14 protein-coding genes are annotated in these 20010 nt (G+C 60.5%); 4 read left to right on the forward strand and 10 right to left on the reverse strand.

Features of this window, described 5'->3' with window-relative positions:
• Nucleotides 1–66 precede the first annotated feature (66 nt).
• The 5 genes from DSCA_RS01905 to DSCA_RS01925 form a co-directional block, all read right to left on the reverse strand.
• Entirely contained in the window at nt 67–651 is a 585-nt protein-coding gene (locus DSCA_RS01905) for a sigma-70 family RNA polymerase sigma factor (protein ID WP_155314823.1), read from the reverse strand.
• Nucleotides 652–846: 195 nt separating this feature from the next.
• Nucleotides 847–1173, reverse strand: a complete 327-nt coding sequence (locus tag DSCA_RS01910) for a hypothetical protein (RefSeq protein ID WP_028577538.1) — start codon at nt 1171–1173, stop codon at nt 847–849.
• 173 nt (nt 1174–1346) lie between these two features.
• Complete coding sequence (locus DSCA_RS01915) at nt 1347–3449, reverse strand: 7-cyano-7-deazaguanine synthase (RefSeq protein ID WP_155314824.1); 2103 nt, start codon at nt 3447–3449, stop codon at nt 1347–1349.
• Nucleotides 3439–4227 (reverse strand): hypothetical protein, encoded by a 789-nt coding sequence (locus DSCA_RS01920; protein ID WP_028588108.1) that lies wholly within the window; start codon nt 4225–4227, stop codon nt 3439–3441. The genes DSCA_RS01915 and DSCA_RS01920 overlap by 11 nt, the downstream gene beginning before the upstream one ends.
• A gap of 33 nt (nt 4228–4260) precedes the next feature.
• Complete coding sequence (locus DSCA_RS01925) at nt 4261–4494, reverse strand: LexA family protein (RefSeq protein WP_009379056.1); 234 nt, start codon at nt 4492–4494, stop codon at nt 4261–4263.
• 296 nt (nt 4495–4790) lie between these two features.
• Between DSCA_RS01925 and DSCA_RS01930 the strand changes: the two genes are divergently transcribed.
• The 4 genes from DSCA_RS01930 to DSCA_RS01945 are packed head-to-tail and all read left to right on the forward strand — an operon-like array spanning nt 4791 to nt 7590.
• Nucleotides 4791–5033, forward strand: coding sequence for a hypothetical protein (locus tag DSCA_RS01930; RefSeq protein WP_155314825.1), 243 nt, complete (start codon nt 4791–4793; stop codon nt 5031–5033).
• A 34-nt stretch (nt 5034–5067) separates the two neighbouring features.
• Nucleotides 5068–5592: a DUF2924 domain-containing protein gene (locus DSCA_RS01935; protein WP_155314826.1), complete on the forward strand. Its 525-nt coding sequence runs from the start codon at nt 5068–5070 to the stop codon at nt 5590–5592.
• Complete coding sequence (locus DSCA_RS01940; protein ID WP_155314827.1) at nt 5585–7171, forward strand: recombinase family protein; 1587 nt, start codon at nt 5585–5587, stop codon at nt 7169–7171. Before DSCA_RS01935 ends, DSCA_RS01940 begins: the two co-directional genes overlap by 8 nt.
• Nucleotides 7168–7590: a hypothetical protein gene (locus DSCA_RS01945; RefSeq protein WP_114607973.1), complete on the forward strand. Its 423-nt coding sequence runs from the start codon at nt 7168–7170 to the stop codon at nt 7588–7590. The genes DSCA_RS01940 and DSCA_RS01945 overlap by 4 nt, the downstream gene beginning before the upstream one ends.
• A 497-nt stretch (nt 7591–8087) precedes the next feature.
• On the opposite strand, the gene DSCA_RS01950 is transcribed toward DSCA_RS01945, so the two are convergent.
• The 5 genes from DSCA_RS01950 to parE form a co-directional block, all read right to left on the reverse strand.
• A complete protein-coding gene (locus DSCA_RS01950) occupies nt 8088–10661 on the reverse strand; it encodes a 1-acyl-sn-glycerol-3-phosphate acyltransferase (protein ID WP_167527556.1) in 2574 nt (857 codons plus the stop codon).
• A 513-nt stretch (nt 10662–11174) separates the two neighbouring features.
• On the reverse strand, nt 11175–14060 hold the full coding sequence (locus tag DSCA_RS01955) for a sialate O-acetylesterase (RefSeq protein WP_155314829.1): 2886 nt from the start codon (nt 14058–14060) through the stop codon (nt 11175–11177).
• Between the two features lie 8 nt (nt 14061–14068).
• Nucleotides 14069–15496 carry an MBOAT family O-acyltransferase gene (locus DSCA_RS01960; RefSeq protein WP_155314830.1) on the reverse strand — a complete coding sequence of 476 codons (1428 nt, stop codon included), beginning with the start codon at nt 15494–15496 and terminating at the stop codon, nt 14069–14071.
• A 104-nt stretch (nt 15497–15600) separates the two neighbouring features.
• Nucleotides 15601–17895, reverse strand: a complete 2295-nt coding sequence (parC, locus tag DSCA_RS01965) for a DNA topoisomerase IV subunit A (RefSeq protein WP_155314831.1) — start codon at nt 17893–17895, stop codon at nt 15601–15603.
• A gap of 159 nt (nt 17896–18054) precedes the next feature.
• Nucleotides 18055–19998 (reverse strand): DNA topoisomerase IV subunit B, encoded by a 1944-nt coding sequence (parE, locus tag DSCA_RS01970; protein WP_269434638.1) that lies wholly within the window; start codon nt 19996–19998, stop codon nt 18055–18057.
• Nucleotides 19999–20010 lie beyond the last annotated feature (12 nt).

Consider the following 20010-nt stretch of genomic DNA (forward strand, 5'->3'; position numbering starts at 1 on the left):
GCCCCGGATAGCCGCACCATGCGGCACGGTGCTTACTTACCGGAGGCGGAGCCGATGCGTCGGAGATCACAGGTAGTCCGTCAGGCCAGCCTCGATGAACGCCTCCCGCAGCTTGCTCAGCCGGTCGTAGAGGGTGGTTCTAGGAATGCCCATTTCCCGGGCGATTTCGGCCATGGTGCTGTCGTGTAGGCGCACGCACAGATCCCGGAGATCCTCCGGTAGCGAGGCGATGGCCCGGTCGAGATCCATGCGGATCTCATGGGTGAGACGCTCCCTTGTCTCGCGGGGGCCGCTTCCCAGAGAGCCTTCGCTGTCCAGGAAGTCGATCCGCTCGGTGGTGTCGCCTTCGCCGTTGTCGAGGGGTTCGTTGAGTGAGGTTTGGCAGAGCCGCCAGTCCCGGCATTGGGCGAACCGGGCCTCCAAAATAGTGGAGATGTGACGTTCGACGATCCGGGCCATGAAGGTGGTCTTCTTGGCCTTGGCGGGATTGAAATGCCGCATCCGCTGCAGCAGATCGATCATCAGTTCCTGTTCGAGGTCGGGTCTGTCGTCCTCGGTGAATCCGGCCTTGCCTACGAGTTGACGTGCTTTGTGCCGAATGAGGTCGGCGGCATACTTGTCGATGCCGTCGTAAGAATTTTGTGAAACCATCGGGGCCTCCTCGGAGCGAGGAGGAGGTCCGCGTGGGTGTCGGCACGGGCCAGATCACAGGACAAAGCTGTCGCGTGGGCGAAGGGGTCGCAGGTACGCCGCCAATTGCCGTATTCGGCTCGGCGACACCCACAACAGCCTCCGCCATGCGTCCAGCTTGTTGTCCAGTGTCTAAGGGTTCAGGTCGTTACATGTTCAGGCTGCCCGTTCCTCGATGCGCATCAGAAACGGGAGACCGTGCTTGATCTCGAGCAGGCAGACTTTTCCGCTGCCCATCTGCGCGAGGTGCTCCAGTAGCGCCACGACCTCTTGCTTGAGGATGAAGTCATCTTGGTCGCGCTCGGGCCGGGGACCGCTCTGTCCAGCCAGCTTGATCTCGCGCTCGATGACCGTGTCAGGGGTGAGTTCCGGCTCGCCGTCGCGGACCGGAATGTTGGTGATGCGGCCGAAGTTGATGTCCTGCATCAACTCGATGAGTCGCCGCTTCGGTGGGGTGAGGTGTGCTTTGTTGACTTGTGCCACTGCCAGTCTCCTTGTTCGGAAGTTCTGGCACGCCCGGTGGCCAACCCTGTGCTGACCAATAAAAAACGCCGGATCGCGCCTTCATTGGGGAAGGCGCTACATCCGGCGTCGCAATGGCTACATTTGGCGTAGCGGAAATATTTTTTAGTTTTTTCTTCCTGGGTGGCCCCGGGTCACTCGTTGACTATCGGGCGGACCTCCCAAACGATCTCCTCTTCGGTCCGGTAGACCGGTTCGTTGCCGCACTTGATGGACTCCTTCAGGTGGGCGGCCAGCGGCTTGTCATACTTTTCCAGATACGTGATGGCCCGGTTCACGGCACTCCGGAAGGCGTCGCGGATGTTCTTCCGCTTGTCGTTGGATTTCCGGAGTTTGCCACCCAGACCAACCGCCTCGTTGATTGCGGCGGTGATCTGGGTCATTTCGTTCTCGAGCCGCTGGATTTCGGCATCGTTGTTTTCTGCCCGGGCTTCTTCAATTTCCCGAAGAAGCTCGTGAGCCGTCTCCCGGTATTGCTCGACGGCCTTGCGGTCGGCAACGAAGCCGGTATCACCCAACGGAACCCCCTGGGTGACCTGAAAACCTTCATCGGTCTCATTGGAGTTCAGGACCGCGTTGCAGCTATCGATGGCGAACCCGCAGACGATCTCGTAGACCGAGGTTTCCTTGTTCGGCCTTGCCAGGAGGAAATTGATGTACTCGGCCCCTTTATCAACACCCGTCACAAGCACTTCGGCGTTGCCGTTAAAGCGTGCCGCCCAGACACCCCCGCGCTTCCTGAAGTAGTTGTCCGGCTGCTTCTGCTCAACCGGAATGGCGGGGACGGAGATTACCGATCCCGATTCATAGACCGTCCTGAGTAGGCAGTCTCCCGGCAAGGTGCGTTGGCGGATGGCGGTGATGTTGCGGCCAACCATTGTGTCCATTGCATCGCAGACCTCCTTGGCGTGGCGCTTGTAAAGGTCATAGACCTTCTGGGCCACTTTTCCGGAGTTCCCATTAAGGTAGCGGAAGACCCGACTGACCTCGCTGAATCGGGCGATAAACTGGGTGATGTCGTCCTGCTCGCGTACCTGATTGGCACGCTCCAGGTACGCGGCTGTCATGATCTTGTCCTCGTCCTTGCTTCGGCTTTGGGTGAAGATGTCGGCTTTATAGGCTTCCACTGGGTCATATTGATCGGCTTTTGCCGCAATCATGGCAAAACGCCTGTCGATACACTGGGAACACGTTCCGCAATGCGTATGTTGATTGGTCATCTCCCAGGTATGGGTGCAGGTGGTCGATGCCGCGATCATGTCCTGGCATCCTGCCTTGGTGATCACCTCGATGACACCGGCCTTGGTTTTCCAGATGTAGGGATTCTCAATCGTGAACGGTTCGCCAGCCACCAGGCTGATGATTTCCTGAAAACCTCGGATCACCCTGGGGTGGGTGGTGCGTGTTGCCCGGCCGCCGACTACCTGAGCGCAGACCGGCAGATTCAAACTGATGACCCCGTTTTCGTAAAAACGGACGCTTTTCAGATTGAGCATTTTTGCGATGGTCGCCCCGATAGACACATAGAGGAAGGATCGGCTGCGCTGGGTGTACTCGTAGTTCAGCCCCTTGTTCTTGTTGACCCGGACGCCGATGTGTAGCGGGGCGTTTTCCCCAGCCTTGTCGGCAATCATCTTTTCCAGTCGCCGGTGGCGCGTGTTGAGCTTCGGTGTCGACTTGTGGGTAACAAGGACGACCTTGTGTTTTTCATTCAGAACTTCATCGATGGCTCCCGCCAGCGAGTCCAGCCCACCTGAAAACATCACTACCTGTTCCGGATAGCCGAAGAGCCGTCCGTCATCATCAAATTTCAGATATCCCTGGAATGCCTGAGCCTCTTTCAGTTTGACGAACTCGAAGTGATAGTTGTCGTCAGACAAGAAACCAAGCGTGGAGCGCAGCGCCTGGTGGATATCGTCTCCGTTCCAAAAATCTGGCTTCCGCACCGGGATGATGAAGTGCAGATCCCTGCGCCAGCCATGGCCAAAAGAATCGACGTCGTCGGCCCCTCGTGGGATGGCCTGATCGGCACTGTAAACGTAGGTGGCGATTTCGAGCAGGTCCTGGAAAGAATCAGGCACGTCCTTGCTCATCTTTTTGTGGATGTCTTCAATGCGTAGGGTGATCTTGTCCGGCCCATCCTTGCCCCAAAGGCGCAGGCGCAGATCACGGTCAGGATTTTCTTCAATCCCATCGGTCGGTGCGTTCCCACAGATGATATATCGTTTATCTTGCATCGGCTCGCGCTCCTTCTTTTAGCTCGTCCTTCATCTTTTTCAGCGCGTAAGAGGCGAAGCCATTGGAAGACTCCCTGGAGATGTCACCACCTTCTTCGTACCTGTGCTTCGAAAACCAATCTGCTGAAAACTGCTCGACGATCAGGGACGCCTCTTTACAGTGCGTGTTCAGAGCCTTCTCGAATTGTCCCATTTCATTCATGGTGGCAAAGCGCTGGCCCTCGCCCAGATGGGTAGCCAGCGTTTTTGAGAGGAAGTAGTTCATGCTCTCGTTGGTCAGCTTGGCGAAGAAAGTCCGCGACAGCTCTCCGAACTCCCGCTTTTTCCCGAGCGCTGCCAGTGCGGCCCGAACATCATCTGGCCCGGGGGCGAAGAGAGACGGCAGTTTTGGTGAGATGTGCTCTACCAGGGCTCCGACCAATGCACGCTGAGACATTTCACCGAGGTCGGATCGGCCACCGTTGGACTCCAATTTGTTATCCAGGGCCTCGGAGACTGCGGCTGCAAGATCGGGAAGAGATGTATCCTGCGGCAGGTTGACGCCGAGGGATTGGAGATGCTCGCCGAGGTTCTCCTTTTTTGCGGCAATGGCGAGTTGCGTCATCAACCAGACCGCCTCGGTGAACCCCTTATCGTTGAGCACGAAGGTGAATGCTTTATCGGCTGCCCGGATTGTTGCGTTTGCGATTTGGGACACGTCGGCACCGGCCGTGATCAGGCCGACCACCTCTTTCCATGCCCTCGACCTCGGAAGGCTTCCAAGTCTGACGTGCCCCATGTCGATCTCCTTATTTTTCGCGACCCAGCATCGTTATTCGGGCCTCCTGATGACGACGATGCTTCGGGCCTTACGAGCTTCTTTCTTCAGATAGCCTTTCCGTACCAGTTGAGCGATCTGCTCGTGGGCGCTCGCGTGGCTGATACCAAGGACTTCCGACAATTCTTTCACCGTTGGCGGCAACCCCTTTTCATCGATGATTTGGCAAATGACCCTCAGCGTGTTTGCTTGTGGGTCGGTTATTTCCGATACCTTTTTCTTTCCCATGGCGATTGCTCCGTGTCGTAGCCACTGAGCGGATTAAGCCCAATTTATGACCACAAAATATACGACCTGATGAACATCAGGTCAATCAAAAAAACAGGACTTGTCGTCTGATTCCGTCATCTTGCACGTCCCTCCGGTAGGTAACGAACGCAAGTCCGGTTCAAGCCGGATGTAACCAGATAACCGACCAGAGGCGGAGCTGAGGCGGTTGTGGGTGCCATAGAACGCGCATCCCGACCGCCGCCGTTTTCTGGCATCCACGCCATCCAGCCCCCCGGTCCAACCGGAGGTGTTCGATGTTGGATGTACAGGAAATGAATGATGGGCCAGGGACGGATGACCTTGGCAAAAACGGCAAACCCGGCCGCCTGTCGGGTGAGGCGAGGCTCCAGTCAGCCGCCTCCATTCTGGCCACGGCGATCCTGCGCCGAATGGCAAAAAACGCCTGTGTGGGCAATGAGTTAGAGGTTTTCGAAGATTCTTCCCCTGTGCTCGGAGAAGGACTTGATTCATTGCCGGAACAGAGCATTCATTCATGACAACTCGTCCGGAAACCAAAATAAGGAGTTGAAAATGAATGAGTTACAGAACGCCGCCACCGGCGGCAAGATCCAGGACCGAACCCGAAACTCAGTCCTTCGGCAGATGGCCCTGCTGCAATCCATGTCCCTGGAGCAGCTCCGGGAAAAATGGCTCGACCTCTACGGCGAAGAGCCGCCCCAGTACAAAAAGCAATTCCTCATCAAGCGGCTGGCTTATCGCATCCAGGAGCTTTTCTACGGCGGGCTGTCCGAGCAGGCCAAGGTCCATCTCCAGCAGGCCGCCAAGGAGGACCCGGTCGCCACTGTCAATCGACGCATCCCAGAAGAGCGGAAATCGAACGAGGCGATCCTGCCCGGGACCAGACTGGTGCGGGTCTGGAACGACCGTCGCTATGAGGTGATCGTCCTTGCCGATTGCTACGAATTCGAAGGTCGCACCTTCCGGTCGCTCAGCGCGGTGGCCAGGGAGATCACTGGAACGCGCTGGAACGGCAAAGTCTTTTTCGGACTGAAGAAGGTTTACGGCAGAAAAGCCGAGGGAGGTTCGGATGCTTGATAACAGCAATGTCGCGCCGGGCAAAGACAAGACCCTGCGCTGTGCCATCTACACCCGCAAGAGCCACGAGGAAGGGCTCGAACAGGAGTTCAACTCGTTGGATGCGCAACGGGAATCGGCGGAACACTATATCGAAGCCCAGAGGATGCGTGGCTGGACGGCTCTGCCGGATCGCTATGACGATGGTGGTTTCTCGGGCGGGAACATGGAGCGTCCGGGGCTACGCCGCCTGCTGGCGGATATCGACGCCGGGAAGATTGACGTGATCGTGGTCTACAAGGTCGACCGCCTGTCCCGCTCGCTGCTGGACTTCATGAAGATGATTGACCTCTTCAACGAGAAGGGTGTCAGCTTCGTCTCGGTCACCCAGCACTTCAGCACCACCGACCCCACCGGCCGGATGTTTCTCGGCATCCTGATTACCTTCGCCCAGTACGAGCGGGAGGTCATCGCCGAACGTATCCGGGACAAGGTGGCGGCAGCCAAGCGCCGGGGGAAATACTGCGGCGGCGTGCCCATCATCGGATACGACGTCGACCGGGAAAATAAGAAGCTGCTGATCAACCCCGATGAAGCCAGAACGGTGCAGTACATCTTCCGCCGATTCATCCAGATCGGCTCGGCCAAGAAGCTGGGCCAAGAGCTGAACGAACAGGGTTACCGCACCAAGGCCTGGACCACCAAGAAAGGCAAAGTGCGCGAGGGCTCCGAATGGAACACCGCCCATATCTACCGGCTGCTGAACAACCGGATCTATATCGGCGAGATCGCCCACAAGGATCGCAGCTACCCTGGTGAGCACGAAGGGATCATCGACCGGGCGACATGGGACAAGGTTAAGGCCATTCTGGAGGACAACAAACCGGTCAAGGTTTCCATGGCCAGAACCAAAATGGTCGCCCCGCTGAAAGGCGTCATCCGCTGCGGCCACTGCGGCTGCTCGATGGGACCGACCTACGCCCGCAAGAACGGCCGCCACTACACCTATTACATCTGCCAGAAAGACAGCAAGCGGACCGTGAGCCGATGCCCGCTCAAGCGGATTCCCGCCGGGGACATCGAGCAGGCGGTAATCGAGCAGTTGAGCGCCGTGTTCCGCACGCCGACGCTGGTGGCCAAGACCTACTTCGCGGCCCGGGACATCGAGCAGGTAGAGCGGGAGAGATTGTTCAAGCAGAAAGCCCAACTCGAGATGGAGCTGTCGCAGGCGCGGGAGCAGGCACTCGAACTGATGAAACCCGGCAGCGATCAGCCGGGCAAGACCGAGATGCTGACGACGGTCAATCGCCAGGCGGTCGAGCTCTCGAAACAACTGACGCACGTGAGCGAGCGCTGCAGAGCCTACCAGGGGAACAGCATCACGGAACAGGATGTGTCGGAGGCCTTCCAGAATGTCGAGGGCTTCTGGGAAGACCTTTTCCCGGTGGAGCGAAACCGGCTGATTCGCCTCCTGGTGGATAAGGTCGAGATCCGCGAGACCGGAATCGATATGGAGCTGCGCACCAACGGGCTGACAACACTCATCGCCGAGCTGGCTGGTCTGGCATGCGAAGTCACCGAACGGAGGGTAAGCCGATGAAAATGAAGCCGACCATTACTGTTGCCGACAACGGCAACCTGCAGATCCACATCCCGATGCTGATCCGGCGCATGCGCGGCCGCAAGACGGTCATCGCTCCCCAGGCCCTGGATGGAGAAATCACCGGAGCGCAGGAACCGGTGCAGTCCGCCATCCTCCAGGCATTGGGAAGGGCCTTTTCCTGGGCCGACATCCTCGAATCCGGCCAGATCAAGTCCATCAGCGAGCTTGCCCGTACCCTCGACGTCGATGGCTCGTATGTGGCCCGCATCCTCAAGCTGACGACTCTGGCCCCCGACATCGTCGAAGCCCTGATCAACGGCGAGGAACCCAATGGGCTCTCGCTGGCCAAGCTGACCCAGACCTTCCCCGAGGACTGGACCGAGCAGCGCCGCCAGTTCGGCTTCGCCACCGACTGACGACCGGACCGGAGACCACCACAGAGAGCCGACCATCAGCGTCGGCTTTTTTACTTTAGGGGGCAGGAAACCGGAGTTGACCACGCTTCTTTTCATGGCCGAAGCGGGCGATTTCGAAAAAAACGTCCGGTTGCGGCATCGAGCGATGACCTAAGACAACCGCCAAAAACGGCAACCAGCCGCAAACCCATATCAATCAAGGATGTAGCTTTCCGGACGAGCTTCGGACTTGGTCCGGAGAAAACAGAGAATTAGGGGCCAAACAGAGAAAGAAAGGCTGGAAGATGGGGAGAATCGATGGTGCGGAGAGGTGCTTTGGAAAGATGTGAAACGGGCGCAAACCCTTTAGAAACAAGGGGAAAAAGAAAACCCGTCACCCCGGAGAATGACACCAGAGAGACGGGTTTGTCTTTTGTAAATGGTGGAGGCGGCGGGAGTCGAACCCGCGTCCGAAAAGTGCCTGTTCAGACATGGTAGATTCCGGTTCCGGCTGACCACTATCGTGAAATCAGGTTCTGGTAGCCCTCCAAAACCTCGTTCCACCGGCGCACATTTCCCTCATCCTCGGAGCCCCTTACCCCGTTTTTCGTAAAGAAGGCGATGGCATTGTCGTAGTTGGCCTTGGAGATGGACTCCTTGAGCCGGATTTCGCCCTGGCGGTGCATGCGGTTGCCGATGGCCAGCATCTTTTTGAGCATTTTGGGCTTGTCGTGGTGGTTGCGGCGGTTCTTGGCAAAATAGACCAGTGCCGTGCGGTAGGATTCCAGGAAGGGTTCGACATACCCGGCAAAGAAAACCAGCTTGCGAAAGCCTTCCGAAGAGAGGTTGTAGGTGTCCGGCATGACCGGGTGGGGAACCAGGATGGCATTGTCGATTAAGGCTTTGACGGTTTTGCGGACGATATAGGCCGGGGGATGGTCCGGGTCGGGATTGAATTCCTCGCCGAACAGGTCCTGGAGGCGCCGATAGGTGTCGTGCAGGTCCGCCGCCGAAAATTGAAAGGCGTCCTTTTCCAGTATGGCCAGGGCCGTGAAGGCCGGCGGGATGAAGTGGCAGATGCTGATGTTCTTGTAGTAGTCCAGCGCATTGCGACGGTTCTCAACGATGCGGTAGGCATCCTGGCGAACCTGGCCTTTGGTTTTGTCATCCACCCGCTGGATGAATTTGCGCCGCTGGTAATGAAACAGGGCACCCTGCACGGCGGGCGGGTGACCGTCGGCAAGGGTGCCGGCGATGCACGATCCCTGGGCACAGAACAGGTTCATGGCGGCCTCGACGCGAAAGTTCAATTCCTTGCGGGAAACCAGCTCCCTTCCGCCCGACAGCAGTGCGCCGGCGACCAGGGACTGGGGCGTGACCACGGTCTGCCGGTCGATGGCGTTCATCACCCGGGCGCCGATATCCCGGCACAGACTGTTTTGCTGCTTCGAGGACAGCACGGCGCCGGTCAGCGCCTGTTCGGCCAATACGTCGCTCAGGGGCAGCGGCCGTCCGAAATTCAGGTGCACCTTGCCGTAGCGGTTTTTGAGCAGGCGTTTGGCCTTGAGCATCTGCCGGAAGTTCTCAGGCGATTTCTTGCCCCCGCTGATTTCATGCAGATAGGATCCTTCATCCGGGATGCGGTCGTAGGCGATGAACACCGGCACAAAGATCAGGTCCCGGCAGGCCCCGGCAAAATAGGCGTGCAGCAGGATGGAGAGCATGCCCAGCTGGGGATGTAGCAGCTTGCCGCTGCGGCTGCGTGTGCCTTCGATGTAGACGGCGAGGTTGAAGCCTTCCTTGAGCACCTGGAAGATATAGGCGGAAAACACCTTGGCGTAGAACACGGCGCCCTTGAAGCTCCGGCGGACAAAAAAGGCCCCCACCCGCCGGAACAGCGGCGCCATGGGCCAGAAGGCCAGGTTCTTTCCGGCAAACACATGGGGGCAGGGCATGTGGTTGTCGTAAAGGGTAAAGGAGAGCAGCAGCGAGTCCATATGGCTTTTATGGGCGGGCATGAAAACGATCGGGCCTTTACGGGCGCTTCGCTTGATGTCCGACAGCGCCTCGCTGCTGAAGCTGACCGACTCGAACAGGGTCGCCAGCAATCGCTGGGTGACCCGGTGGATGATATTGATGAAAGCGGGGCTGTAGTTGGCGGCAATCTCGTCCACATAGCCCATGGCCTCGCGATGGGCCCGGAAGGTCGTCATCTTGCGGCGTCTGGCATAGCTGCCCATGAACTGGCGCAACTCCTCAGCGGTGAGGATTTCCTGCTTGATCTCCTCCGGCGGTTTGATGGAGGGGCCGGTGATGCTTTTTCTGTGGGCGTTGATCTGGCTGAGCAGATCCCGTCGCAGCTTCAGGGCCAGGTACTCGGAGCTGCGCTCCCGGTTGTCCCTCGAGTCCAGGAACTGTTTGAGGTTGATCGGGTCGGACACCTCGATAAAGATGTTGCCCGGTTTCCTGAACAGGGTGGCCAGGCGCCGTAATTTCCCCGGTTTTTGCGGTGAACCGAAAAAAATGTCCGTCAGGGTGGGCCAGGTGGACGCCGGGTGGTTGCTGAAAAACATCAACTGCGGGATGATGCAGATGGGCCGGTCCAGGGTCCGCTGGAGGTCGACCAGGTGGCGGATGGGGTCGGTCTTGGACTTGATGAACCGGCGGTAGAAATCGCGTTTTTCCACCAGCGGCAGAAACGCCGTGGTGCCCCTGTCGATTTCGTCCCGGATGAACCCGCTGCGGTAAGGATCCCGGAACGAAAAATGGCGCAGGAAGAATCGCATCTGGGCGATGGCGATGCGCAGCATCCGGCCCACGGGCTGCCAGACCCTGACGCTGCAGTCCAGGCCCAGCCGGGGGCAGGGCAGTCCGGCCTGCATGTAACGGGTGTAATAGCACAGGAATTCGAAGTAGCTTTTGGTTTTGGAGGCGTAGACGATGACGGCGTTGTCGGGAAGCCCGCCGAGGGTCGTTTTCAGTTCCGGGTTCAGACCGATGCCTGAGAAGAGGCGGCGCAGAATGAACATGGAGAAAATGCCGGTCCGCGGGGGCAGCCAGCAGGTGAAAAGGTTTTCCGTTCCTGATGACACGTGGTGTATGAATCTGCTGAGGCGGGATGATTTATTCATGGGCGCGGTTATATCAAATCTACAGAAAAAGGCCACTGTCTAAGTGCGGGTGAAAAATGATTACTTTCGGGAACAATGATCATCCCCCTGCAGGTGCCGCCCTGAGACCCTGTATCGCGCCTGAAAACCGGGTTTTTGGGGCCAGGTCTCGGGCAGTACCGGTGGCTGCAGGCATTACCAAAGAATCCGGGAGCCGGAATTCAGCATCCGGAAGCGGGGGGCATCGGATCATTTCTTCTCATATTCTCAGGCGCAGCAGGGACATCCTGATGCTTCCGGCTTCTCATATGAAACGTCCTCGCTTTCAAGTTGCCGGGTAACGCCTGGAGCGCAACTTTGCTGACAGCGCGTTTCATCGGTGTTTAAACCGGCCGACGGCCGGGGGGCACTGAATCCGGCCTTCTGCTGCCTGGGCGATCATCGATCAGGCGGCTGCCGCCCTTTGCTTGGGCAAAACAGCGCCCGGCCCCTGGGTCAGGATCCGTTACGTTCTCCGGGCACCGGCCGCAAGAACGGTTCCAGGGGCATGCGCAGGTCCGTGTTGTCGCGAACCGGGTTGGATGTATCCGGGTGGGCCCCGTACAGGTAGCGCACGGAAAAGTTTTGTGGCACCTCGTCTTCCAGCCGGATATGGATGGTGCGGCCATCGCCGCGGGATACGGCGGCAATGGGCAGCCGCCGGCCGCCGGCGTAAACGTCGAAGCCGGTGATGTCCGACCAGGGCGTGAAGTCGGTGCCGCCGCGGTGCCGGATGGCGACCCGGATGGTCCGGTCCGACGCCCTGGTGACATCCGCCACGGCAGGGCCGCGGTGGAAGGCGGCTTTGTCCAGCAGGTAGAGGATGGTCCGGGCCGTCCGGGCACCCAGGACGGCGTAGGATGCCGGCGCCAGATGCTGGCGTCCGCGGTTCTCCAGGTCGATGGACAGGGCTGCCAGGTGGCATTCCTCGATGGTCTCCAGGGCATCCATCTGGGCATCCCGGATCCATTGGCAGGTGACGTCCCTGCCGGTGGGCCGCCTGACCAGAGGGATCATCAGAAAGGGAAGCTGGGGGCGGGACGACCCGTTTTCGATGTCGGCGCGGACCTGATCGTCCACCAGGCGTTCAAGGGCCGTCCGGTACTCCTCCCGTGACACGGTTCCCCGGGCCGCATCGGCTTCGCCCTGCATCCACACCACGTATTCCACCGCCCCGCCGGTGGTGTTGACCCCGTCTACGAACTGCCGGTAAATGCTGCCGGGCCCGGTGTCCAGCCAGAAGCCGCTGCCCCATTCCGCCTTGGCGGTCAGGCCGGTGCCGTTGACCGAATAGTCCAGCAGCCCCACGGGGATCCTCAACGCCGAGGCCAGTCGATTGCCGGCTGCAAGTGCGCCGTTGCCCGCGTTCTCGGGCGTGACCCACCGGCCGTTGCGGTGAAGCATGACCAGGGGGGAGGGGCGGTGGTCGCGCCCCGTATGGAACCACTCGCGCATGTTGGACTGGCCGATGCAGGCGACCAGCATGCCGACCCCCCATGGGTTGCGGCCTTTTTTGACCACCCACGGGGTGATGCCGCTGCGAACCTGCAGCCGGTACCATCCCCCCTGGGGGACCTGGTGCAGAATGCCGGTAAAGAGCCCGTTTTCCGGTGAACCGTCCACCACGGTCCAAGGCACCACCACCCTGTCGCTGCCGGCATCGACCACCCGGGCCTGGACCGGACCCGTTACGCCGGCATAGGTCCCGCTGACAACGATGTCCGCCTCTTTTCCCCGGCGCTGAAAGATGCGGCCCGCTTCGATATCGGTCAGGGCGAGGTCGGGCATTTCCTCGGTGGGATGGGACACGGTGCGGGCCTCCGCGTCGAAAGCCGGAACGGCGGCCGGTGGTGCCTCCGTCACTATTTCCATCCCGCTGTAGATATCCCCGCTGATCACCGTTTCTTCCGGAACCGCCGGTGCTGGCGGCGGGTGTTTGCCGTAAAAACTCAACAATTCGGCTTTTTCCAGGGTGAACACGCCCGGGTGCCGGCTGGGGTTGATCTGCAATTCCACCGAATCGTCGAACGGCAGGGGAACGATCAGGTGGCGGGTCTCCCGGTTCAACGCCCTATGGGTCCATCCGGCCCGGTCCGGCAGGGTCCTGACGGTAATCGTGCCCTGGTGGGTGGGCGGAAACGTCAGTTTGACCATCCTGAATACACCAGGGGTCGACCCGTCCACCGACGGCAGCCTGAAAAAAGCAGCCTCGCCCGAGGATCGGATCTGGAGCCCGCCGGGGGTGACGTCCAGTGCACACTGGGTCACCGGCGAGGCCTGGTCCATGGCCAGGTCCCGCGCGACCACGCCGCGCATCCGCGGGGATGCCGCGGCATAAAGGGCCTCCAGGTCCAGGTGAAGCCGATCGAGCCCGGTTTCACCGCTTTCCAGAACGACCAGGTCACTGTTGCCGGCCATGACATTCTGCCCGAAGGTGGGTTCCCGGGTCGCATCGATGATCGTCATGGCGTTAAAGGCGTGGGTGATAAACGGCAGCAGTCGATTCAGACAGTGGTCGCCGTAGACCACGGCCACCGGACCGGTGACGGCGTGGGGGCCGGCGGCAGGGCCCGCCAGCGGCGCTTTCTCGCGGGGCTGTTGGCCCAGGAGAAGGCGGTAGAGGTCATCGTCCGCAGGCGGACAGGGTGTCGTCGGGCGCGCGGCCGATGCCGGTTTGGCCGAATCCAGGGCGGCCAGGAGCTGTTCGGCGGCCGCCGCGGCGCCACCGCAGGTCCACAGCAGGGAGTGCCTGCCATAGACCTCGATGCCGCTGAGTTTGGCCTTTTTCAAGGCCGGTCCCAGCCTGACCAGCCCCGTCATGGGGTGACGCCCATGGGCGTCGAGCAGGGCCCGGTAAAACGGGTCGGGTATCCCCGGGTCCCCGGCGGCCAGATACTCCGGGTAGATGGCGGCCTTGCCGGGAACCACGGTGAACAGGAAGCGGCGTCCCGTGGCGGTGATCATTTTTTCGACGGCGTGAAGCTTCAGCAATTGCCCGTTGGCCGCCTGTCGGGCGTCTCCGGGCGGCGACGCCGCCGGGATGGGTCTACCGGGGTAGAGCCAGCCGTGAATGCCGATGTGCACGGCCGTTTCGGTGGCGGAGAACAGGTGGTAGTTCAGCCAGTTGTGAAATATTTTAAGTGATTTTCCGGCGGGAATGGACTCCCGGAACCACCCTTCGACCGCCTGGTAATAGTCCCGGTCGGCCCACATGGCGGACTCGGGGCGGGGAAAGCCCTGGCGGACGGTATTGTCCCCATTGGCGTGGAGGCGGTCCACCAGCCAGAGGCCCACCGGTGCCGTCAGCAGGATGACAAAGCATATGGAGAAAAGTTTTTTCACCGTATCGATCAAAACCGGTAGTAAATGAAAGGATTCTGGCTGCCCGAGGCCATAATGGCCATGCACCAGGGCAACAGCACCATGAACAGGACAATGCCGACCGTGGCGGCCACAAAGGGGCGCGTGTCCAGCAATGGCCCGTCATCCTGGCCTGATGACGGCAGGATCAGGGTCGTGGCCGCGAAGAGCATGAGCAGCGTGTTCTTCAGGTCCATCAGGCCGGCCACCGCGGCGGGCATGTCACGGGCGGTCAGGGTGAACATGGCCGTGAAGAACCGGGCGGCCTGGCCGGGGTCGTCGCATCGGAAAATGACCCAGCCGCAGACCACCACCAGCAGCGTCGCCAGGCGCCGCAATCCGCGCAGCCGGTTTTCGGGAATCCGGCGCAGTCCCATGATCCGTTCGATCACGAGAAACAGGCCGTGGTAGGCGCCCCAGATCACAAAGGTCCAGTTGGCGCCGTGCCAGAAACCGCACAGGAGGAAGACGACGGTCAGGTTGAGGTAGGTGCGGGCCGCCCCCTTGCGGTTGCCCCCCATCGGGATGTACAGGTAGTCCCGGAACCATCGGCTCAGGGAGATGTGCCACCGGCGCCAGAAATCAGTCAGGCTGACGGCACTGTATGGGCGGTTGAAATTTTCCAGGAAACGGAAACCGAAAAGCATGCCCAGGCCGATGGCCATGTCCGAATAGGCCGAGAAATCCAGATAGATCTGAAGGGTGTAGGCCAGGGCGCCCATCCATGCGACGGCGGTGTCCAGTTCACCGGGGGACAGGCTGAAAATGACGTCGGCGAAGCGTCCGCAGGTGTCGGCCAGGATCACCTTCTTGCACAGGCCCCAGCAGAAACGGACGGCGCCTGCATAAAACAGCGTCCAGGATTCCACCCGGCTTCCGATCTGGCCGTAAATATCCCGAAAGCGCACAATGGGGCCGGCCACCAGCTGGGGGAACAGGGCCACATACATGGAAAAATCGATCAGGCTGGCAATGGGCCGGCATCGTCCCCGGTAGACATCGATGGTGTAGCTCAGCTTCTGGAAGGTGAAAAAGGAGATGCCCACCGGCAGGGCCACCGCTTCCCACCCGGACAGGTCGATGCCCATCCGGGCCAGATATCCGGCGGTTTCGGCCACCATGAAGTTGGCATATTTAAACCAGGCCAGCAGGCCCAGGTTGACCAGCAGGGACAGGATCAGCCACCATCGTTTCCGCCGTTCACACCGGTCCATCAGGCGGCCCATGGCGTAGTCGAACACGGTGGAACCGGCCAGGAACAGGATGAATCCGGGGGCCCCGAAAAGATAGAACAGGTAGGACAGGATCAGCAGGGCCAGGTTGCGCAGGCGGTTGCCGAGCAGCACGTACTGGCCGTAGTAACCCAGGATGGCCAGCGGCAGAAAGGCGAAAAGAAAAAAAATACTCGAAAAGACCATGCGGCGATTCAGACTTCAGGGGGACTCGGGTTAAGGCGGACGGGCCGGCATGAATGCCTCGGCCGGGCGCTCAGGGCGCATCGGCGGCAGTCACCCCGCCACCGTTACGCGTCTTCGGTCGGCGCCAGCGACAGGGGGGCCTGGGCGGGCGCTTCGCTTTCCAGGCGGTCCACGTTCTGGAAGCCCCTGGGCAGTTTTTTTCCACGGCGGCCGCGCTCACCCATATACTGGGAAAGGTTGCCGCAGGTCAGTTTAAAAAACCGTTTCCCGGCAAAAATGGTCAGGGCGCCTTCTTGCGGGACCAGGCACAGATGGGCCAGCAGTTCCTTGCGTTCCCGGGCCCGCTTGGCGGGAATCTGGATGATCTTGTTGCCTTTCCCCTTGGCAATGGCCGGAAGCTTGTCCAGGGGGAAGACCAGCATGCGCCCTTCGTTGGTGACGGCCGCCAGCAGGCTGTCGGCAGTGCCCTCCAGCAGGATGGGCAGCAGCGGCCGGGCCCCCTTGGGCAGCGTAAGGATGGCCTTGCCTTTGGTGTTGCGGGTCACCAGATCTTCAAAACGGGTGATGAACCCGTAGCCGGCATCGCTGGCCATCAGCAATTGCTGATGGGGCGGGGCCATGATCACGGCGGTGAAGGTGGCGCCGGGCGGCAGGACAAAGCGGCCGGTAAGCGGCTCGCCGTACCCGCGGGCCGAAGGCAGGGTATGGGCGGACAGGCTGTAGCTCCGTCCGGTTTCGTCAACAAAAACAGCCGGCTGGTTGCTTTTGCCCCGGGCGGCGTCCAGGTAGCGGTCCCCGGGGCGGTAGACCGCCTCACGGGGATCGATCTCGTGGCCTTTGGCCGCGCGCACCCAGCCGTTGGCGGACAGGATGACGGTTACCGGTTCGACCGGGGCCAGCTGCTCTTCGGAAATGGCCTGGGCGCCTTCGCGCCGGACGATCGCCGTGCGCCGGTCGTCCCCATAGGCTTTGGCGTCCGCCCGAAGCTCTTTTTTGATCAGGGTTTTGAGCCGGGCCGGGGACCCCAGCGTTTTTTCCAGGAACTGACGCTCTTTGTCCAGTTCCTCCTGCTCGGACCGGATTTTCATCTCCTCGAGGCGGGCCAGGTGGCGCAGGCGCAATTGAAGGATGGCCTCGGCCTGGGCATCGGAAAGATTGAAGCGGTCCATCAGCACCGGCTTGGGTTTGTCCTCGCTGCGGATGATGCGGATCACTTCGTCCAGATTCAGGTAGGCCAGCAGCAATCCGTCCAGGATATGCAGGCGCTCTCTGACTTTTTCAAGTCGAAATTCCAAACGATCCCGGACGGTTTTAGTGCGAAAGGTGATCCACTCCGACAGCAGTTCGACAAGGCCTTTGACACCGGGCTTCCGGTCCAGGCCGATGATGTTCATGTTGACCCGGAAGGTTTTTTCCATTTCCGTGGTGGCGAACAGGTGGGCCATGAGCGCATCCCTGTCGACCCGGTTGGAGCGGGGAACGATCACGAGGCGGATGGGGTCTTCGTGGTCCGATTCGTCCCGAAGATCCGCCACCATGGGCAGCTTTTTCTTGTTCATCTGGCCGGCGATCTGCTCCAGCACCTTGGCCGGCGACACATGGTGGGGCAGGGCGTTGATGACGATGTCGCCGTTTTCCAGTTCATAGGTGGCCCGCATGCGGATGACGCCTTTGCCGGATCGATAGAGTGCTGCGATTTCCGATTTTGGCGTGATGATCTCGGCGCCGGAAGGGAAGTCCGGGCCCTGGATGTGGTTGCACAGGTCCTCGGTGCCGGCACCCGGATGGTCGATCAGGTGAATGCAGGCGTCGACGACTTCCCTGATGTTGTGGGGCGGTATGTCCGTGGCCATGCCCACGGCGATGCCGGTGGTGCCGTTGAGCAGGATGTTGGGAAGGCGGGCCGGCAGCACCCGCGGTTCCCTGAGCGTGCCGTCGAAGTTGGGCATCCATTGGACCGTTCCCATGCCGGTCTCGGCCAGCAGCACCTCGGAGTAGGCGGAGAGCCGGGCCTCGGTGTAGCGCATGGCGGCAAAGGATTTGGGGTCGTCGGGTGCCCCCCAGTTCCCCTGGCCGTCTACCAGCGGGTAGCGGTAGGAGAAGGGCTGGGCCATGAGCACCATGGCCTCGTAGCAGGCGGTGTCGCCGTGGGGGTGAAACTTGCCGAGTACGTCGCCCACGGTGCGGGCGGATTTTTTGTGCTTGGACGATGCCTTCAGGCCCAGTTCGCTCATGGCGTAGACGATGCGCCGCTGAACGGGTTTCAGACCGTCGCCGATGTGGGGCAGGGCCCGGTCCATGATGACGTACATGGCGTAGTCCAGATAGGCCTGCCGGGAAAACTGCTGCAGGGGCATCTGTTCGTTGCCCTCGATGTGCGGGGAGGCATGATTGCTCATATTAATTATACTTTCAATACCTTATGTATTTTTGTTTCATTGCTGCATTAAAAAAGGGGGCTGGCCGGGAAAAGCGAACCGCAGAATGCCCACTATCCAACTACGAATGTCCAATGCGGTTATCGTCTTGCGTTTTCCCTTGAATCCCTGACCCCTTCTTTAATCCACTTCGGCCAGGTCGCCGCTGTCTTCGATCCACTGGCGGCGGTCGGCGGCCCGCTTTTTGGCCAGGAGCATGTCCAGCGTTGAAAAGGCCGCCTCGTCTTCGTCCACCGTCAGTTGGACCAGACGTCGGGTGTCCGGTGCCATGGTGGTCTCCCGCAGCTGCATGGGGTTCATTTCACCCAATCCCTTGAATCGCTGGACGTTGATCCTGCCATTGGGCTTTTTCTTTTCCATGCGGCGGATAATGGCGCTTTTCTCCGCTTCGTCCAGGGCGTAATGCACCGTCTTGGCCATGTCGATGCGGTAGAGCGGGGGCATGGCCACGAACACATGGCCGGTTTTGACCAGCGGGGTGAAGTGTTGCAGAAAGAGCGCGCACAGCAGGGTGGCAATGTGCAGGCCGTCTGAATCCGCGTCGGCCAGGATGCAGATCTTGCCGTAGCGCAGCCCGTTGAGGTGCTGGGACCCCGGATCCACACCGATGGCCACGGCAATGTCGTGCACTTCTTTGGACCCCAGAATCTGGGCCGAATCGACTTCCCAGGTGTTGAGGATTTTGCCGCGAAGCGGCATCACCGCCTGGGTCTGCCGGTCCCTGGCCTGCTTGGCCGATCCGCCGGCCGAATCCCCTTCCACGAGAAACAATTCGCTTTGCCGCGCGTCCTGGCTGACGCAGTCGGCCAGTTTGCCGGGCAGGGCCGGCCCGGCGGTGACTTTTTTGCGCACGATTTTCTTTCCGGCTTTGAGCCGGTTGCGGGCACTTTCGATGGCCATTTCCGCCAGGCGCTCACCGGCTTCGGTGTGGTGGTTCAGCCACAGGCTGAATGCGTCCTTGACCACCCCGTTGACAAAGGAGGCGCACTGCCGGGAAGAGAGCCGCTCCTTGGTCTGTCCGGAAAATTGAGGGTCGGTCATCTTGGCCGACAATACATAGGCGCAGCGGTCCCAGATATCATCGGGGGCCAGTTTGATGCCCCGGGGGATCAGTTTGCGAAACTCGCAGAATTCCCGGATGGCTGCCAATAGCCCGGAACGGAAACCGTTGACGTGGGTGCCGCCCTGGGGGGTGGGGATGAGGTTGACGTAACTTTCGGTGATGGTTTCGCCGCCTTCGGGCTGCCACACCACGGCCCATGAAACCGCTTCACCGTCGCCATCCAGTTTGCCCACGAAGGGCTCGTCGGGGATCAGGTCGCAACCCTGCAGGCCATCGGCCAGGTATGCCTTCAGGCCGTCCGCGTAATGCCACTGGTCTTTTTCGCCGCTTTTTTCATCGGTAAAGGTAACCGTCAGCCCAGGACAGAGCACCGCCTTGGCCCGCAGGGTGTGGCGCAGCCTGCGGACGGAGAAACGGACCGTGTCGAAATAGGCCGGATCGGGCCAGAAACGGATGAAGGTACCGGTGTTGCGCTGGCCAACGGATCCGGTGATTTCCAGGTCCTGCTGCTTCCGGCCGTCGGCAAAGCTGATGAAATGCTTGTTGCCGTCGCGCTTGATTTCCACTTCCAGGCGGGATGAGAGGGCATTGACGACGGAGACGCCCACACCGTGAAGGCCGCCGGAGAACTGGTAGTCCTTGTTGGAAAACTTGGCCCCGGCGTGCAGCTTGAGCAGGATCACCTCCACGCCGCTGATGCCTTCTTCCGGGTGGATGTCCGTGGGCATGCCGCGGCCGTCATCGGCCGCGCTCAATGAGCCGTCGGCATGCAAAATGACGTCGATACGGCTGGCATAACCGGCAATGGCCTCGTCCACGCCATTGTCGATCACCTCCTGGGCGAGGTGGTTGGGCCGTCCGGTGTCGGTATACATGCCCGGCCGTCGGCGGACCGGGTCAAGCCCCCTGAGGACCTCCAGGGAAGCGGCGTTGTAATCCCGCTGATGGGAGCCGTTGGTGTTGAACAGATGGTCGCTTTTGATGGGAATACCTCCGGGCAACGATCGGATTGC

The organism is Desulfosarcina alkanivorans (genome assembly GCF_009688945.1).
Classification (GTDB): domain Bacteria; phylum Desulfobacterota; class Desulfobacteria; order Desulfobacterales; family Desulfosarcinaceae; genus Desulfosarcina; species Desulfosarcina alkanivorans.

Excerpts from the sequence above, each read along its gene's own strand:
- DSCA_RS01905 (WP_155314823.1), bottom strand. The coding sequence starts at position 651 with ATGGTTTCACAAAATTCTTACGACGGCATCGACAAGTATGCCGCCGAC.
- DSCA_RS01915 (WP_155314824.1), bottom strand. The coding sequence starts at position 3,449 with ATGCAAGATAAACGATATATCATCTGTGGGAACGCACCGACCGATGGG.
- DSCA_RS01920 (WP_028588108.1), bottom strand. The coding sequence starts at position 4,227 with ATGGGGCACGTCAGACTTGGAAGCCTTCCGAGGTCGAGGGCATGGAAA.
- DSCA_RS01925 (WP_009379056.1), bottom strand. The coding sequence starts at position 4,494 with ATGGGAAAGAAAAAGGTATCGGAAATAACCGACCCACAAGCAAACACG.
- DSCA_RS01930 (WP_155314825.1), top strand. The coding sequence starts at position 4,791 with ATGTTGGATGTACAGGAAATGAATGATGGGCCAGGGACGGATGACCTT.
- DSCA_RS01935 (WP_155314826.1), top strand. The coding sequence starts at position 5,068 with ATGAATGAGTTACAGAACGCCGCCACCGGCGGCAAGATCCAGGACCGA.
- DSCA_RS01940 (WP_155314827.1), top strand. The coding sequence starts at position 5,585 with ATGCTTGATAACAGCAATGTCGCGCCGGGCAAAGACAAGACCCTGCGC.
- DSCA_RS01945 (WP_114607973.1), top strand. The coding sequence starts at position 7,168 with ATGAAAATGAAGCCGACCATTACTGTTGCCGACAACGGCAACCTGCAG.
- DSCA_RS01960 (WP_155314830.1), bottom strand. The coding sequence starts at position 15,496 with ATGGTCTTTTCGAGTATTTTTTTTCTTTTCGCCTTTCTGCCGCTGGCC.
- parC (WP_155314831.1), bottom strand. The coding sequence starts at position 17,895 with ATGAGCAATCATGCCTCCCCGCACATCGAGGGCAACGAACAGATGCCC.